Origin of the sequence: Fibrobacter sp. UWB11, assembly GCF_900143015.1 — a bacterium.
Lineage (GTDB): Bacteria > Fibrobacterota > Fibrobacteria > Fibrobacterales > Fibrobacteraceae > Fibrobacter.
In genome coordinates, this window is the sequence record NZ_FSRT01000001.1 from 1545973 (window position 1) to 1563566 (window position 17594).

A 17594-nucleotide genomic window follows, 5' to 3' on the forward strand; every position below is an offset into this window, starting at 1 on the left:
TTTATCCTGGATAATACACCGTCAGTACATCAGGGCCAATGACGGCAGATTCTTTGGCGACGATATTGGCAGGCAATTCAGGGTATTCAAGCCCATATTTCACAGCGCCTTGTTCAATAAGTTCTTCTATTTTTTCATCAACAAGAGAATCTGTCGAACGCCACAAATCAAGGCGATTCCAAAGAGGCTGAGAATTTTGAGACTGCGCATTTTGACTTTGCAAGAGGTCGCGATGTTCGCTATTAAATAGTTCACGTGCAAGGCCTGCGCCCGGTTCCACCATTAAACGATGCATTCCGCGAGCGGACAAATCACCAATCATTTCGAGCCAATTTTCGGCAAATGTTTCATGACTTAAAACGAACGTATCCGGCAAATTCGGCTGCGCTACACATGAATACACCAATGTCTTTGAATTTTTCGACGAGAACACCACCAGATGCGTGATTTCATCAGCAGTAAATTCATGATGTCCCGCCCAAATCACTTTAACGGGGTCGTTACCATCCGCATAGCGCACATTCAAACTTGGGTTATCGGCAAGGAGCGTCCCTGCGCCAACAAGCACGGCATCGCTCATTGCACGGAGTTCATGATTCCAGCAATTGGCACCGGGTTTCGTGATTGCAATCGGCAAATGCATTCCATGCGCATCGGCACATCCCATAAAGCCATCCTGCGAAACCGCAGACTTGACCTCAACAAACGTACGTTTAGTGCGCACAAAATAATCGTATGCTTCAAAGAATCGCTCGACTTCGCGGAAAACTTCTCGCCCTTCGCCCTCGCGCAACGCACGGTCTTCGGGCGACATGCTTCGAAATTCAAAAACGCGACATTCCGTAGACGATTCGCCATTCGGACAATCCTCAACGCAGGCGCAAATGCAAGCATCCACGCCTTCGTGCACTTCGATTCCCGCTTCTTCTAAGATTGCACGGGACTTTCCATGCACAACGGGATTCGGGTCGGAATGTGCAAAATAAACTTTCTGGATTCCGGCTTCGATAATAGCCTTGGTGCAAGGCGGTGTGCGACCGTAATGGCAACATGGTTCCAAAGTCACAAAAATAGAGGCGCCGCATGCGAGTTCCCCCGCATCGCGTAACGCCATAACTTCGGCATGAGCACTTCCGGGACTTTGCGTATGCCCCTTCCCTACGACAATTCCATCCTTCACAACAACAGCGCCCACCGCCGGATTCGGGCGACTCACGCCAATTGCCAAAAACGCCTGTTGCAAGGCGAATTGCATGTAGTTTGTGATTTCTGGAGTCATGTTTTAGCAATCCAAGATGGCGATCCCGGCATAAAGCCGGGATGACAGCCAAGAATACACTCTAAGGGTAAACGTTTACTTCTGCGGCAAAGCCATAATTCCGCCGTCAATATTGAACACGCGGGTATAGCCATTTTCAATGAGGAATCTCGAAGCAGCCATGCTACGCTTGCCACTACGGCAATAAATCAGCAAGTCCTTATCCTTCGGGAATTCGCTCAAGCGCTGAGGAATTTCCTGGAGAGGAATGTTAATTGCAGCAGGCGAAGCCTTACCTTTTTCCACTTCAGCCGGAGTACGCACGTCAATAAGAAGGGCTCCAGACTTGTTCATTTCCAAAGCCTTATTCCAATCAATCGTCGTTACCGTTGCTGCAGGTTGTTCAGCAACAGCTGCAGCCGGCTGCACTGCTTCGACCTTATTTACAACAGCCTGCGGTTTCGGTTCTTCGGAAGAATTGCAGGCCGTAGCAAGCAACATTGCACAGAAAGAAATAGCTAAAAATTTATTCATCAGCCTAACTCCTTGAATTTCTTTGTTAAAAATAGCAATTACAATAATTTTTTCAGGCACCTATTTTAAGTGACCTTCAATAAACTCAAAAGTTTCACGATACGCTTTGTCGCGAACATCCTTACGGGAAAGATACAAATCATGGAGACCATCCTGAATGACTCGAGTCGTCACCTTTTCTCCAAGATTCGGGGCCCATTCTTCAATATGCTCCACGTTCAAGACACCATCGCAACGCTTATAGTCATCAGTCCATAGCTCTTGTTCAACAGAACAACCGCTATGCATCACAAGTATCGGAGACTTGATATTCAACTTAGAATGGACTCTCGCCTGGCCATTCATAACAGCGCGGAGCCAGCCCAAATGTTGAGTCGGACGGGCATAGCTTTTTACAGTTTCATTGAATTCCCATTCTCCCCGTTCTCTCTTTAATAACGAACTCGCATAATTCGGATCACCCGATGTATTCACGGCAAAATCAGGCACGAACAAAGCAATTTCAGAAATCAAAGGCAAGCCAATTTTGCGCATGAACCAATTGAAATTCATGTCCAAGAAAGGACTATTGAGAACAAGCGCCGCAAATTTTTCTTCGCTTCGATCATTTATATACAGCGATGAAATCAAACCGCCCTGAGAATGTCCAATGATAATATACGGAATATGTTCCGCTTCTTCGTAATCATCTACAGCAATTTTCTTGCTGAGTTCAACGGCCACATCCAGTTCCGCATAGAATTCCTTGATATTACGAAAATCGGCACGTGGCTCATCCGAGACATACGAGCGTCCGCAATAATGCAAATCGATAGCAAAGAAAGCAAAGCCAGCAGAATCCGCTTTTTCGGCAAGTTCTTTTTGGAAATAGTAATCATTGTAGCCATGTACGTACAGAATAATCCCACGCAGACTTACATTGTTCCCCGAATCGGCACGCGGAGAACTCCCAAAAGGATACTCGACAAGAGTCGAACGGAACACCTCTTGACTATCGGGGCTTGTCTCAATCGGGTAGACTTTAAAAGGTTCGCCGAGTTCCATGTCGGTCTGCACATGCGACAAAGATTTTTCAATGACATCGGGATGTACATCTATAACGGAAGTACAATCAATTTGCACATCACGCATAGCTTCGGCATTCACATAATACACATAAACCGCCGATGCAATAAAAAAGAGCATCAGCAGAATAATCATAACGATTATTTTAAATTTTTTCATGGCTACATAATACAAAAAAATAGAGCAGGCATTTGCTACGAAAGCAGCGCCACCACGTCTTTTGCGACCTGAGTGGGGTTCAAACGATTCTTTTCGCAGAGGTCGTTAAAGGGAACCTTGTCATAGAACTCCTTCGAGAGTCCCCGCACAAGCACCTTCGCTTGAGTATCGCCAAGAGCGGTCGCAACCTTTTGACCAAAACCACCTTCGACAACGCCATTTTCGAGCGTTACAAATACATCATGCGTCTTGGAAAGTTCATGCAACAAGTCATTATCGACACCGCTTGCATAACGCGGATTCACAAGCGTAGCATCAATTCCATCACGACGGAGTTCAAGCGCCACTGCGGCTGCACGCTGGTAAAAATCACCAAGCCCAATCAAGGCTACACGTTCTCCACGATGTACAACCTTGAACTTGTTGAGGCAAGAATAATCCTTTTCAAAAATATCACTGCGATGATGCACGGCATTCGGAATACGCAAAGCTACGGGATATTCAGTCTGGTCAATCGCCCAGTCTGCCATCGTCCGGAATTCCTCAACGCAAGTCGGACACAAATAAACCAAGTTCGGAATATTACTCATCATCGGGATATCGAAAATGCAAAGATGAGTCGTATCGTTCATACCATCGGCACCCGACATAGTCACAAAAATCATCGCGGCATTTTTATTTGTGCAAAGATCCTGCAACAGCTGGTCGTACGTACGTTGAATAAAGGTTCCGTGTGTACTATAGACAGGCTTTGCACCTCCCTTCGCAAGCCCTGAAGCAAGCGCTACCGCATGTTCTTCGGCAATGCCCACATCAATATATTGCTTGCCCGCTTCCTTACGGCGAGCCGCATGGAATCCGATTCCCGCAGGAACTGCGGAATGAATCACGACAACCTTCGGGTCGCTCTTGATTTTTGCCATCAGGTAAAGACCAATAATCTCGCTATAGCTTTCGCCGCTACCCCAGTTGATTACACCCGTTTCAGCATTGAACGGAGCAGCCCAATGCCACATTTCCCGATTCTGTTCGGCATACGAGAAACCGCGGCCCTTTTGCGTATGGATATGCACCACAACCGGATGAGTAGAATCCTTTACGGACTTGAACGCTTCGATGAGAGACGCAATATCATTACCTTGTTCCAAATACTTGTAATCAAAACCGAGAGACTTGAAGTAATTATTTTCGGACTTACCGCCCGTGGCACGAAGTTCTGCCAAGGACTTGTAAAGTCCGCCATGATTTTCGGCAATAGACATTTCGTTGTCGTTCACCACTACGATAAAGTTCGTCGCATATTCGCCCGCATTATCGAGACCTTCAAATGCTTCGCCACCGCTCAAGGAACCGTCACCAATTACAGCAATCACATTGCCTGATTCACGCAGCACATCGCGAGCTGTTGCAAGGCCTAGCGCAAGACTAACAGACGTAGAAGTATGCCCCACCATGAAATGGTCATGTTCGCTTTCGGTCGGTTCCGTATACCCCGTCACATCACCGAAATGTTCAGCCTCCAAGAATGCCTGAGCACGCCCAGTGAGCATCTTATGGCTATAGCTCTGGTGACTCACGTCATAAACAATCTTGTCTTTCGGGGACTCAAAAACGTAATGGAGCGCAATCGTCGCTTCCACAAAGCCAAGGTTAGGCCCCACATGTCCACCGCGCTGCGAAAGTTTGTTGATAAGAGCCGTACGCATTTCTGCAGCAAGTTGTTCAAGACTTTGGATATCCAACGCTTTCACGTCGGCAGGGGACTTGATTTTTTCTAGGAACATGAGACCTCATGATGCCCGTCAAGCGGGGATAATACATTGCGGTAGAAAAACTTTTAAAATAATATATACAAAAAACGCCCGCAAAAATTGAGATTTCCGCGGGATTTTGTTACATAAGTATATAGAAGCTACAGCACGTAAAGCGCAAGAACAACAACGAGCGCGATAAACGGGAGCGCAAAAAGCGCAAGGAATCGCAAGCAATAAAGAGCGACTTTCGCATTCCAGAAGAAGAGGCGCCACCTACCCTGCTTGGTCTTGCGAATTTCGGCCTGACAATCAGGGCAAATATTGCCGATTTTATTGCGATAACGGATGGCAAGGTTACTTTCCATCGGGGACATTCCCACCTTGTCATTAAATTCCTTTTTACAAATTGAACACTTACTTAGCATACTGCTAATATAACAATTTAGTTATTAGTCATTAGTCTTTAGTCAGTAGATTTAAGTTTGGCGCCAATGGCGCGGTTATAAAACCATTGACTATTAACCAATGACCAAAGTCTAAATTCCCTTAAAGAGCGTAGTTATTTCTAACGAGTCGCTATTTCCTTTAAAATAATGTCCCTCATAATATCTGTATTTCAATTTCCAAGTAATCAAGGTATCTTTTTCTAAAGGTGCTTCAAGACTATTCCAAAGATGGAAGGGCTTCAGCGTGTATGACGAAGGATAAATCGTTGCCACATCTAGTTTTAGGGTATATAAATCTTCATTAGTTAGAACCACGCAAACACGTAGAGAATCATTCGTCGTGCATTTAGATCGATTCGACGCCCAGTCCGGCAAGCCCTCCACTGTAACGGTATATGCCGAGAACAAAGTATCTATTCCAAAGATTGGCTTTTGCGTGTCGAGCGTATCCAGCGCATTGTGGAATGCAGCCGTATCAAATGCGGGCGCATTGATGGCAGGAACATAATCCGTCCAAGCTCTTGGACCATAATTCAAGAAAGTTGTGTCACGAGCAATTGTTCGATATGTTTTATGAAGAACATCATGGAAAACAGTATCACGCACACAGCGATACCCCGGTTGAGAACACAGTGGCTCATTCGTTATTAATACAGGATCTAAACGAACGACAGCAACCTCGGCAGAACTCGTTGCAAGATTATCTGTCTGATTATACATATAACACATACTGGAAATTTCGCAACTAAACGTCTTTTGCGTATCAGAGGAATCAAGATTACAATAAACAGGAACTCTACCGCATGGGCCTGAAGTCCCACTTTTTGCAGCACTTTGCTTAGTAAGTGTATCGTATTTTTCCGTATAACGATCAAAATAAATAAAGCTGGTGTACTTTTCATTGCCTGTAATCAAAGTATCGTCGTAAACAGAGTCCTTATAAACATTCAAGACACTATGAACAAAAATGGTATCACAAAAAGTACGCAACGAGTCCAACTGTTCCTGAGTTTTGTACTTTAACATATCAATCGTACATTTACCATCCAAAGCAGAACTTGATGGTTCAGGGCCAAACATTGAGTTATTGCACGACGCAAATAGCGCCGCTACCAAAGAAAGCAAAAGAAATCGGAACAAGCTTTTCATGTAAATAAAACTATATAAGCGGAATTTATAACGAACTAAAAAATTGAAGTAAAAACGCGGAAATTTGCGAGAATTACAGCCGAAAAAGTACAAAGTGTATTATATAGAATTTCCAACTACTTTTTTACAGCCACAAGCATGACGGCGCCGAGGATCAAAATGATCCCTGCGATAAGGCGGGTGGTAAGCGTTTCTCCGAAGACAGTTACGCCAATTGCTACAGCAGTCACGGGTTCCAAAGCGCCAAAAATTGCCGTAGGCGTAGAGCCAATAATTTTCACAGCCTTAACCATAAAAATAAGCGAAAGCACCGTCGGCACAAAGCCAAGCATAAAGCCCCAGCCCCACGAACTTGCCTGCGTAAAAATCGGCGGAAATCCAGAGCCAAGCGTCACAGAGTAAAGCAACAAAAAACACAAGCAAAAGCAAATGGCGTAAAAAGTCATCTTCACGGAGCCCATCTGGAGGTTCACGCGATTCGCCATGACGATGTAAATGGCGTAAGTAAAAGACGAAATAAAGACCAACAGCCAACCGATGGAACTTACAGAAAAGCCTTTATCACCGTTGTACAAAAGCGAGACACCCACCATCGAAACTGCGATAGACGCTATCACGCTCTTTTTCATTTTTTCTCTGAAAAATAGCGACATGATGACCGCGACTTCAAGCGGATACAAGAAGAGGAGCGTTGAGGCAAGCCCCGCATCCATGTACTTGAACGAGGCGTAATACAGCAGAGAACTGATTGCAAAAAAGAAACCGAACGCCACGAGAATTTTGCATTCACGAACATTGATTTTGAAGCTCATTTTTTGCAACAGCATTATTGCAAAAAGAATAATCGCCCCCGTAAAGAAACGATAAAAAAGGACCGTTTCTGTCGAATAGCCTTGCGCATAGAGATGCAACGCACCCAGCGGATTCGTGCCGTAGCAAATGGCGGACGCAGCCGCGAGAGCGAAACCTTTCAGAGAAGGCAGACGAGAGACGAAAGACGAGAGAATCATAAAACTTTACTAGATCCTTCGACTACGATGCTACGCATCTTCGCTCAGGATGACACAAAGAATCATGCAGCCATCGTGAGCCACAAGCGGCACTGAGCAAACGTGCCGTGGTGGCAAGAGCGAGGCGAAGAAGGAATATTTCCATCAGCGATAGAGATGAGCGGTCTATATAGCAAACTTAGTTGCGTCGGCGAGCTGTACGCTAGCGATACGAGAAATACCCTTAATTTCTTGGGTCACACCGTAGAGCATATCGGCTTCGGCCATGGTACGCTTGTTATGCGTCACGACGATGAACAAGGTCTGCTTACTGAATTCGCGGAGGAGCGCCATGAAGCGACCCACGTTAGCATCATCAAGCGGACCGTCAACTTCGTCCAGCACGCAATACGGAGACGGCTTTTCCATGTAAATAGCGAACAGGAGCGCCGTTGCAGTAAGAGCGTGTTCACCACCGGAAAGCGCCTTGATACCGCGCATCTTCTTGCCGGTCGGACGAACGTTGATTTCGATGTCAGCATCGAGAATGTCCATGGGCTTGCCCATTTCATCGACCTTTTCGACGAGACTCATCTTCGTTTCGCCATTGAGGAACAGCTTACTGAACACGAACTGGAAGTTCTTCTGGATGCGGGCAAACGTATCGAGGTATCGCTGGCGGGCAATGTCATCGAGCTTCGTAATCGTGCGGTCGAGCGAGGCGCGAGCGCGATCGAGGTCGTCGAACTGCTTTTCGACTTCTTCCAAGCGCTTCTTTTCGTCTTCGTAATCTTCCATCACGTTGACGTTGATCGGGCCCAGTTCCTTGATCTTGCCGCGGAGTTCTCGAATCTCGCGGTCGGCTTCAGGCTGCGTGTATTCCACACGTTCGACATTTTCTGGATTATCCAAATCGACGGACCATTCATTCGTGATGCGTTCGCGGAGGCGGTCGAGATTGTTCTGGAGAGATTCCTGACGACGGCCGACGTCATTCAGTTCCTTCATCTTTTCAATCATGTCATCGCGGAGACGGTTGACTTCATCACGCCAGCCTTCCAAATCGCCACTCACGAGGTCATAGCGTTCACGAGCGAGGTCGCGGTTGCGTTCGAGTTCGCGGAGCGCATTATCCTTGACCTGGGCTTCGTCGGCGAGCTTGTTGCAATCCGTTTCAAACTTTTCAATAGAAACCGTATTCTTTTCGATTTCGTCACGGCGGTTGCGAATCGTATTTTCCAAGAAGTCCATTTGGTCGGCAATGGCGACCAAGCGGTTCTGGTTTTGCTTTAAGCGAGAAGTCTTGTCTTGCGCACTGCGTTCGAGTTCGCGGACATCTTCTTCTTTTTCGCGAAGCATCGTCTCGTTTTCACCAAGCTGGTCCGAAATCGTCTGGTAACGTTCTTCGACCTTTTCGACTTCGCTTTCGGCTTCGGCAAGTTCAGCATCGCTGTTCTTGGACTGCGCCGCCGCATCAATTCTGTTCTGCGCGTTCGTCACTTCGCCATTCAACTGGTTCAAGCGACGGGTGCAGTTTTCAACCGTATTCCTATGAATACGGATAGAAGCATCACCACCGCGCAGAGAATCACGCTTTTCGCGGATTTCATCGACCAAAGACGAGAGCATTTGAGCGTCTTCTTCAGTCAATTCACGCAAACGATCGACGTTTTCTTCACCGGCAGAAATGTCGCCAAGCACCTTCTCTAACAGAGCTTCGGCATCTGCAATTTCGTTCTTACGAGAGAGCGCACCCGACGTCGAAACGCCAAACGACACAAGGCCGCTTGTACGTACAATCGTATCGGCGGTGACAAAATTCAAGTCTTCGCCACGGTATTCCTTCGCCAAGTTAAGTGCGGTCTGCAAGGAATCCACAACAAAATAGCGAGAGAGGATACCCGAGAGCCACGGAGAAACTTCGTCATCAGTTTTAACAAAATCTTTAAGCGAACCGACAACACCCGGATTGTTCACCGGCTTGTCGTAAGCAGGAGCGGCACTCGAAACAAGCGACATGAGCACCTTGCCCACGTTTTCGCTCTTGAGTGCATCCACAATTTCGTTCACGGCACTGTCGCCATTCACGACAACTGAATCAAGAATTTCACCGAGAGCTGCTTCGACGCTCGATGCGTATTCCGGCGTTGCCTCGATGCGTTCCGAAACAAGACCTCCAATGAGGTTCGCCTTGTTTTCCTTGAGGTAACGGTTGGCATCAGAGCCCTCGTTCATCACGCTCTGGAGCACGTCAATTCGAGACTGCAAACGCGCTTCTTCGTTCTTTAGGCCCAGCAACTTCTGCTGTGCTTCGGTCAGTTCTGCACGTTCCGATTCCAAGCGTTCTTCACGCGTGGCGCGCTGTTCTTCAAGATTCTCGATTTCACGGTTCGTGTCTTCGATGCCCGCCTGGATTTCGGCAATGTTCGCTTCGGCATCGGACTTTTGTTTGTCGAGGCCTTCGATTTCGGTCTGCCACTTCGCGATGTTCGTCTGGAGCATGTTGACTTCGGCGTCCATGCGTTCAAAGCGACCACGGAGGGAGTTCACGCGGTTCGTCGCCTGCAAGCGTTCGTTCGAAAGCTCACGGGACTGCGTACGCAAGTCATCGACCTTGTCGCGCATGACCAGGAGCGTTTCGCGTTCGCGTTCCAAAAGTTCATTGAGCTCGTCCATGTCGTTTTCGCTACCGAGAACGGCAATTTCTTCTTCGAGACGAGCTTTTTCTTGAGAAAGTTCCTGGGACTTGAGTTCGCTGCGTTCAATTTCGCCCTGCGCCTTTTCATTCGAAGACTGGAGGGTCGACATAGAATCACGCAAACGAACAATATTGTTGTTCAAGTCATTAAGTGCAATTGTTGCCGCCTGAACTTCGCGTTCCAAATCGCGATAGGCGTTTTCGTCTTCGCTGATGGCGAGTTTCTTTTCTTCAATCTTCGCCTGGAGTTCAGTGGCCTGCGTCTTGGAAGATTCCACTTCATGATTCATACGCTTGGTCGTTGAATCTAGCGTGGCCAAACCTTCTTTATAATCTTCAAACTTATCGAGACTTACAGACAAATCGAGTTCGCGGAGGCGCGTATTCAATTTCTTGTAAGCATTGACCTTTTCGGCCTGAGTTTCATAGAGACGGACAGAACGGCGCACACTGCGCAAGTTGTCTTCGACACGTTCCATATCCATCTGCACACGTTCGAGCTGGCGGCGCGTTTCCTTGCGCTGCTGTTTGTACTTGCTCACACCGGCGGCTTCTTCAAAAAGCACTCGGCGGTCATCCGCCTTGTCCGAAAGCACCGCCTTGATCATGTCGGCATTCATCTGCGAATAAGTACTGGAACCAAGACCCGAGTCAAAGAGCAAAGCGTGAACATCACGCAGACGGCATTCTTGGTTATTGATGAGGTACTCGCCCGAACCATCGCGGTGCACACGGCGCGTCACAATGACTTCGGAATAATCAGAAGCAAGCGTGCCATCGCTATTATCGATGACGATAGAAACTTCGGCAAGACTCATGGCGGCACGTTCTTCGGTACCGCTAAAGATAACGTCTTGCATTTTCCCCATACGCAAAGCAGCGGCTTTCTGTTCACCAAGCACCCAGCGGATGGCGTCCGTAATATTGGACTTGCCACAGCCGTTCGGCCCAACGACAGCCGTAAGACCCTTCGTCGGGAAGTTAATTTCCGTTCTCTGCGCGAAGGATTTAAAACCAAAAATCTTTAACTTAGTTATCTGCACTGTAGCAAAAATTTAATAATTATTATCAGTCTCTAGTCTATAGTCATTAGTCAATAGTTGTCTATAATCGCGGCAACGCCGCCAAACTTTAAACCAAAAACTACTGACCAACAACTAATTACTTATTTCAACTTAAAAGCCACTTTCCCGTTTTCGTCTTGCGAGACTATGAGGTACTGGCTGCCACCTTCGAAATCAAGTTCTATATAAGAATTATTTTCTTTTCTAACAATGGTGCATTCAGTAATCTCTGTAACATTAATTTCTTTTACTACAGATTTAGTTTCCTTAGCGAGATTCACAACATTACCGGAATCGCCATTCTTCAACAAGCGAGTTTCACACTTGCCGTCTTTCACGTAAACAAAACCGCCCCACCGCACTCTCACGCGGAATGTTCCAACCCAGTCTTCTTCGACCACGCGACTCTTTTCGCCCGGTTCAACCGCATCGCGAATCCAAGGGCTCACAGAAGAACCATCATCGGAAATAATATCGAGACCCAAAATCGTAACATCGGTCTTGTTTTCGACCTGGAGTCTCGTTGTCGTATCCGTAAACACATGACTCATGCAAGCGGTGAGCGACAATGCCACCAAACAAAGGAACATACGCAAATATTTCATTAGTTGCCTCCCTGTGTTGCAGAACCATCGACCTTTTCGTAGCGAATTCCCTTCGCTTCAATAACCTTGTTTCCCTGAGCATCAACGGTCGGAGTTCCAATATTCCGCAATTCCGAACGGTAATTTAAGCCTTTATTCGGGTCTCTGCTCTTCTGGGTTGTTTCCATGGGAGCAGCTTTCGAAGCGCCACGACCAAACCTATTGCTTCCAATAGAACCCACATCTATATGGATTTCTGCGATGAAGGTTCCTTTTGCCCCGAACATGTTGTCATAATCAAAGGCCGAATTGTACCCCAAGCGGAGAATGATAAAGTCAATAGCGCCCCCCCAAAGCAATTCCCTAGAGCCGCCAATTTCATTACGACGCAAACACGAAGCCTCAAATCCAATCAATCGAGAAAAATTTGCCGGATAATATTTCAAAATAGCTGAATGAAAACCGCCCTTCGGAAAATCATACGACACATCTGCATAAAGCTGTTGCTCATAAAGATTTTGTTCTAAATTCAAACGAACAAAGTTATCATCATCGCCATTATTCTTACGACGATAAATCGTAGCACTCAAGTTCGGCAAATACGTTTTGTATCCGCTCCCGACACCACCGTAAAGTTCACGAGATTCCAAATCCAACGAAAGTCGAAGCGTCTGGAATGAATTACGGTAAAAACTTCCTTGAATACTTATGTTCTTGTAACGAGCATGTCCCCAATAGAACAACAGAGAATCGCTTTCGTTCGGGTAAACCCTCTTACTTGCCAATTCCAAATTCTGGTGCTGCAAGCCAAGCGCAGCCGTAACATCATATTTCGTATTCGTATATGAAAAGCCCCATGTAAACGCCGACGAAATATGGGCAAACTTTCCATAATGCGGGAAAAAGAAAAAGTCTTGCGTATCCCAACCGGCACGGTCAAACCACGTCAAAAAGCCCAAGTGCGAAGTCGAATCAAGAGCCCAGCTACCAAAAATGCCATAATGGTGCCTAAACGCAAAACCATCATGAACACCATACTTACTTTTCAACTGTAACTGTTCTGACGACGGCGTGAAAGTATAACCGATATCAAAAAAACCGCCTCGCCCACCACGCATCACAAGACCAATATCTCGGAGCTGACGATCGCGCATGACAAGGCCCCCCTGCGTAAGAGCCTCTGTAGGAATCGGGTCAGCAAAGGCAACACTCGCCGCTAATGCGAGCCAGAAGAATATCTTATTAATACCATTTTTCATGGATTATAATATAGTAAAGGAAATGTGTAGGCTAGAACTGGAAATAAAGGAACGGATTGTAGCTCTGGGTAAAGAGCGCAAGCGTTGCCAAAATAAACAAAGCCAGAGCCAAAAGCGACTTTTTAAACGAGACTTCTACGCACCAGTCATAACTGCGGTACTTCCAGAACGAGAATAGTCCCGCAAGAGCCATGAACACAACGCAAGTCGGCGTGAAAATTTCAGCAGACAAAATAACATCAGAAGCGGCCGTAGCGCCAAGGCCAAGCATATTCTTCCACATGCGGACGGCATCGCCAATAGAATCTGCACGGAAAAGCACCCAGCCAAAGAGCACAATCACCTGAGTCAAAAGAATCTGCACCACACGCGGAGCCTTGTAATACCAAGCATTCTTGTTATTCGCACGTTCAACAATCATGAAAAAGGCGTGGTAAAGCCCCCAGCACACGAATGTCCAGTTGGCGCCATGCCAAACACCGCTCACAAACATCACAAGGAAAAGGTTGAAGTACATGCGACCCGTCGGCACGCGGTTTCCGCCCAGCGGGATGTACAGATAATCGCGGAACCAGCTCGTGAGGGAAATATGCCAGCGCTTCCAGAAGTCCGTAATGCTGACAGAGCGGTACGGGCCGTTGAAGTTACGCGGGAAATGGAACCCGAGCATAAGGCCAAGACCAATCGCCATATTCGAGTATGCCGAGAAGTCAAAATAAATCTGGAACATGTAGGCTAGCGAGCCCCACCAGCTATTGATGACGCCCGGAGCATCCGCCGCAAAAACGCGGTCTGCGATAATGCCCACCTGATTTGCAAGGAAAATCTTTTCGACAAAGCCGAAACAGAAAAACGCAATACCGCGAACAAAGTTTTCGAGCGTATGCGTACGAGTTTCAAGTTCTTCGGCAACCGTATTGTAACGCACAATCGGGCCCGCAACAAGTTGCGGGAAAAGCGCCACATAGCAAGCGAAAGTCGCAAAATTCTTGACCGGAGGAGCGGTGCCGCGCCATACGTCAATCGCATAACTCATGGACTGGAACGAGTAGAACGAAATACCCACCGGCAAAAGCACGGTCATAATCGAGAACGGCTCACAGCCCAGCATGGTCGCAAAATCATTCACAATCCCCATGCCAAACATATAATACTTGAAGAATCCGAGCGCACCAAGGTTTACTGCAATTGCAGCCCCAAGCGCCACGTTCCGTTGCAACTTAGATGCACCCGGAGCCGAAATAAAACGCCCAGCTACATACACCACCAAGGTGCAGCCGAACATGAGGAACACAAGCCACGGTTCCAGCCAGCCGTAAAAAACGTAGCTGAAAATGGTAATGAACAAGTTCAAGAACGAATGCTTGGCCCCGAGCTTGAACAGAACAAAGTAGCCAACCAAAAAGGTCGGCAAGAAGTAGAAAAGAAAGATTTGGGAAGAGAAGACCATTAATTACTCATTCACTTCAATAGCCAAGTAGCGCGGGGATTCATCGTCAAAGTATTCGTCTTCGACAGCACCATCCCAGTTGCCTTCAAGCGGAATGAGCTTGAGCGTGTACTTCGACTTGGCCTTGAACTCGCCTACGTTGCCCTTGGACTTGTCGGCCATTTTATCCTTGACCTTGCCGCGAGCGATAAGCGGGTTGTAGACACCCACGAGAACTTCCTTGGCATCGAGCTTACCCGAAACGACCTTTGCAACCTTGTACTTAAATACATAGACATAGCTGTACAGGTCATTGCTCGGCATTTTGCCCGGAATTTCGGTCAAACGCCCTTCAATGGTGATCGGGTCGGCGGCAAACACAAAAGCGGCCGCAAGGAACAGAGAAAGTATGATTTTCTTAAGCATAAGATTAAAATAGTAAAAAAAATGCGGAACGCCCACTTAGTAAGCGGGAAACGCCCACAAAATGTATTAGGAGAAATTATCGTTCCTATCGCGACGTTCCAGGATGACAGCATCATCAAAACAATTATTTTTCCTTCAAAAAGTTCATAAAACAGAAATTTAGTCTAAATTTCATCAATTTTTACTTTATTCAAAGTGTGATTTTTCAAAATTTAACTAAAATTTTTCAATTTTCATACCAAAACAGGTCGTTTCAAAATAAAATTTCACTAAAAATTTCAAAAAATTTCACAAAAGTCAGTCTTTACCTCTTGCCACCCTCAAAAATTACTCCTATATTTCAACCTATCTAAATTTTCATCTATTTTTTAAAAGACAGGATAAATTATGGCAAATAAGACCTTAAGTGGTGCCGAAGTGATTATCGAATGCCTCAAGCGTGAAGGCGTTGATACTATTTTCGGCTATCCCGGTGGATCGGCCATTCCGATGTTCGATGCCATCCTCGACTCCAGCATCAAAGTTGTGCTCAGCCGTCATGAACAGGGCGCAACCCACATGGCTGACGGTTATGCCCGCCAGACCGGTAAGGTCGGTGTAGCTCTTGTCACTAGCGGTCCGGGTGCAACGAACACGTTTACAGGTATTTATACAGCTCTCATGGATTCTAGCCCGATCGTCGTGCTCACGGCACAGACGACGACTCCGAACTTGGGCAAGGACGCTTTCCAGGAATGCGATACGAGCGGTATGACTTTTGCAACCGTCAAGCATTCTTACTTGGTGAAGGACACGAATGACCTCCCGCGCGTGATGAAGGAAGCTTTCCACATCGCACGTACAGGCCGTCCGGGTCCGGTGCTTATTGACCTCCCGAAAGACGTGACTGCAGGCCCCTGCACCGCTCCGTTCACGGATCAGATGGACCTTCCGGGTTACAAGATTCCGACCTACGCTTCTACAGAAAGCGTTGAAAAGGCCGCTGAATACCTCAAGAACTCCAAGAAGCCGCTTTTGCTCGTGGGCCACGGAGCCATGATTTCTGGCGCACACCGCCAGGTGAAGGAACTCGCCGAAAAGCTCGGCGCTCCGGTAGCATGTACAATGCTTGGCCTCGGCGCATTCCCGACTGACCATGAACTTTCTCTCGGCATGCTCGGCATGCACGGTACAATTTACGCCAACAAGGCTGTCCTCGAATGCGACTTGATCCTTTCGATCGGTAGCCGTTGGGACGACCGCATTACCGGTAAGCTCAGCGAATTCTGCAAGAACGCCGTGAAGATGCACATCGACATCGACCCAGCCGAAGAAGGCAAGGTGTTGCAGCCGGATGTGTTCATGTGCGGTGACGCGAAGCTCGTCTTGGAACAGCTCCTCCCGATGGTGAACAAGCTTGATACCGCCGACTGGATCAAGACTTGCCAGACCTGGAAGAAGCGCTATCCGCTTACCTACGCCAAGCAGGGCGGCCTCCGTATGCAGCACATCGTTGCTACCGTGAGCGAACTGACGCAGGGCAAGGCAATTGTCACGACAGACGTGGGCCAGCACCAGATGTGGGTTGCACAGTTCTTCCACATCAACTATCCGCGTCAGCTCCACTCCAGCGGTGGCGCAGGCACGATGGGCTTTGGCTTCCCTGCTGCTATCGGTGCCGCATTCGGCAACGAAACCGGTTGGCCGGTTTGCAGCTTCAGCGGTGACGGTGGTTTCCAGATGACCGAAGCAGAACTTGCAACGGCAGCCATCCACAAACTCCCCATCAAGATTTTCGTGATGGACAACAAGTACCTCGGCATGGTGCGCCAGTGGCAGGAACTCTTCTACGACCACCGCTATTCCAGCGTGGACATGAAGGGCAACCCGGACTTCGTGAAGCTCGCCGAAGCTTACGGCATCCCGGGTCTCCGTATCAAGCGCCCGGCCGACGCCGAACGCGTGATCCAGAAGGCTTTGGACTACAACGACGGCCCGATCCTCATCCACTGCGAATGCGAAAAGGAAGACAACGTGTTCCCGATGATTCCGGCAGGCGCTCCGATCACTAGCATGATCACCGAACAGCCGAAGACGCAGCTCGAAAAACCCACCGGATCGACGTAATAGGAGAATTAGAAAATGAAAGATATTGCACATTCTATTAGCTTGTTAGTGGCAAACCGCCCGGGCGTGCTCGTGCGTATTGCACTCGTGTTCTCCCGCCGTGGCTACAACATCGATTCTCTCGTCGTCTCCCCCACGCTCGACCCGAACTTCAGCCGCATGAACATCATCGCTCACGGCAATCCCGAAATCTTGATGCAGATCATCAAGCAGCTCGAGAAGCTCGTGGACGTGGTACAGGCCAAGGACCATACCGGTACGGACGCCGTGGAAAAGGAACTCGCCCTCATCAAGGTTCGTTGCACTGCAGAACAGCGCACCGAAATCTTGCAGCTTTGCGACCATTTCCATGCCAACACGGTGGATATGACGATGACGTCCATGATTATCCAGATTACGGGCAACAGCCAGAAGGTCGATACCCTCAAGAGCTTGTTGCAGAAGTTCGAAATCGTGGAATACATCCGCACGGGCAAGGTCATCATGCTCCGCGGTGAAGATAAAACGTAGTTCGCGACTTCGTCGCAGTTACTAGTTATTAGTTAATAGTTACTAGTTAAGAGAACTTAATTACAAAAGACGCTCGGGAAACCGGGCGTTTTTTCTTTTGCCCCCTCTATATGCAACGGATGCAACAAAAACGTTCAGAGACAATCACAAAAAAAGCCCAAAAT

Annotated in this window: 14 protein-coding genes; 2 read left to right on the forward strand and 12 right to left on the reverse strand. The window is 47.6% G+C overall.

Going from position 1 to position 17594, the window contains the following annotated elements; translation table 11 throughout:
• Nucleotide 1 precedes the first annotated feature (1 nt).
• From ribD to BUQ91_RS06535, 12 genes are all read right to left on the reverse strand, one after another.
• Nucleotides 2-1279, reverse strand: a complete 1278-nt coding sequence (gene ribD, locus BUQ91_RS06480; RefSeq protein ID WP_074208579.1) for a bifunctional diaminohydroxyphosphoribosylaminopyrimidine deaminase/5-amino-6-(5-phosphoribosylamino)uracil reductase RibD — start codon at nucleotides 1277-1279, stop codon at nucleotides 2-4.
• 75 nt (nucleotides 1280-1354) lie between these two features.
• On the reverse strand, nucleotides 1355-1792 hold the full coding sequence (locus BUQ91_RS06485) for a rhodanese-like domain-containing protein (protein WP_072830396.1): 438 nt from the start codon (nucleotides 1790-1792) through the stop codon (nucleotides 1355-1357).
• Nucleotides 1793-1852: 60 nt separating this feature from the next.
• Nucleotides 1853-3016: an alpha/beta hydrolase gene (locus BUQ91_RS06490; RefSeq protein WP_083601163.1), complete on the reverse strand. Its 1164-nt coding sequence runs from the start codon at nucleotides 3014-3016 to the stop codon at nucleotides 1853-1855.
• Between the two features lie 35 nt (nucleotides 3017-3051).
• Nucleotides 3052-4800 carry a 1-deoxy-D-xylulose-5-phosphate synthase gene (locus BUQ91_RS06495; protein WP_074208580.1) on the reverse strand — a complete coding sequence of 583 codons (1749 nt, stop codon included), beginning with the start codon at nucleotides 4798-4800 and terminating at the stop codon, nucleotides 3052-3054.
• 128 nt (nucleotides 4801-4928) lie between these two features.
• The gene (locus BUQ91_RS06500; RefSeq protein ID WP_139299701.1) at nucleotides 4929-5195 is read right to left on the reverse strand and encodes a hypothetical protein; all 267 of its coding nucleotides are present in this window, start codon (nucleotides 5193-5195) and stop codon (nucleotides 4929-4931) included.
• 111 nt (nucleotides 5196-5306) lie between these two features.
• Entirely contained in the window at nucleotides 5307-6296 is a 990-nt protein-coding gene (locus BUQ91_RS06505) for a hypothetical protein (protein WP_254842266.1), read from the reverse strand.
• 185 nt (nucleotides 6297-6481) lie between these two features.
• Complete coding sequence (locus tag BUQ91_RS06510; protein ID WP_072830388.1) at nucleotides 6482-7375, reverse strand: DMT family transporter; 894 nt, start codon at nucleotides 7373-7375, stop codon at nucleotides 6482-6484.
• A 165-nt stretch (nucleotides 7376-7540) separates the two neighbouring features.
• A complete protein-coding gene (smc, locus tag BUQ91_RS06515) occupies nucleotides 7541-11095 on the reverse strand; it encodes a chromosome segregation protein SMC (protein WP_074208583.1) in 3555 nt (1184 codons plus the stop codon).
• Between the two features lie 122 nt (nucleotides 11096-11217).
• Nucleotides 11218-11721 carry a hypothetical protein gene (locus BUQ91_RS06520; protein ID WP_074208584.1) on the reverse strand — a complete coding sequence of 168 codons (504 nt, stop codon included), beginning with the start codon at nucleotides 11719-11721 and terminating at the stop codon, nucleotides 11218-11220.
• Nucleotides 11721-12959: a hypothetical protein gene (locus BUQ91_RS06525; protein WP_074208585.1), complete on the reverse strand. Its 1239-nt coding sequence runs from the start codon at nucleotides 12957-12959 to the stop codon at nucleotides 11721-11723. The genes BUQ91_RS06520 and BUQ91_RS06525 overlap by 1 nt, the downstream gene beginning before the upstream one ends.
• 31 nt (nucleotides 12960-12990) lie before the next feature.
• Nucleotides 12991-14409, reverse strand: coding sequence for an MBOAT family O-acyltransferase (locus tag BUQ91_RS06530; RefSeq protein WP_074208586.1), 1419 nt, complete (start codon nucleotides 14407-14409; stop codon nucleotides 12991-12993).
• Between the two features lie 3 nt (nucleotides 14410-14412).
• Nucleotides 14413-14814 carry a hypothetical protein gene (locus BUQ91_RS06535; RefSeq protein WP_072830378.1) on the reverse strand — a complete coding sequence of 134 codons (402 nt, stop codon included), beginning with the start codon at nucleotides 14812-14814 and terminating at the stop codon, nucleotides 14413-14415.
• A 387-nt stretch (nucleotides 14815-15201) separates the two neighbouring features.
• Between BUQ91_RS06535 and ilvB the strand changes: the two genes are divergently transcribed.
• Together ilvB and ilvN are read left to right on the forward strand one after the other, a co-directional pair.
• Complete coding sequence (ilvB, locus tag BUQ91_RS06540) at nucleotides 15202-16920, forward strand: biosynthetic-type acetolactate synthase large subunit (protein ID WP_074208587.1); 1719 nt, start codon at nucleotides 15202-15204, stop codon at nucleotides 16918-16920.
• Nucleotides 16921-16935: 15 nt separating this feature from the next.
• Entirely contained in the window at nucleotides 16936-17430 is a 495-nt protein-coding gene (gene ilvN / locus BUQ91_RS06545; RefSeq protein ID WP_014547307.1) for an acetolactate synthase small subunit, read from the forward strand.
• Nucleotides 17431-17594 lie beyond the last annotated feature (164 nt).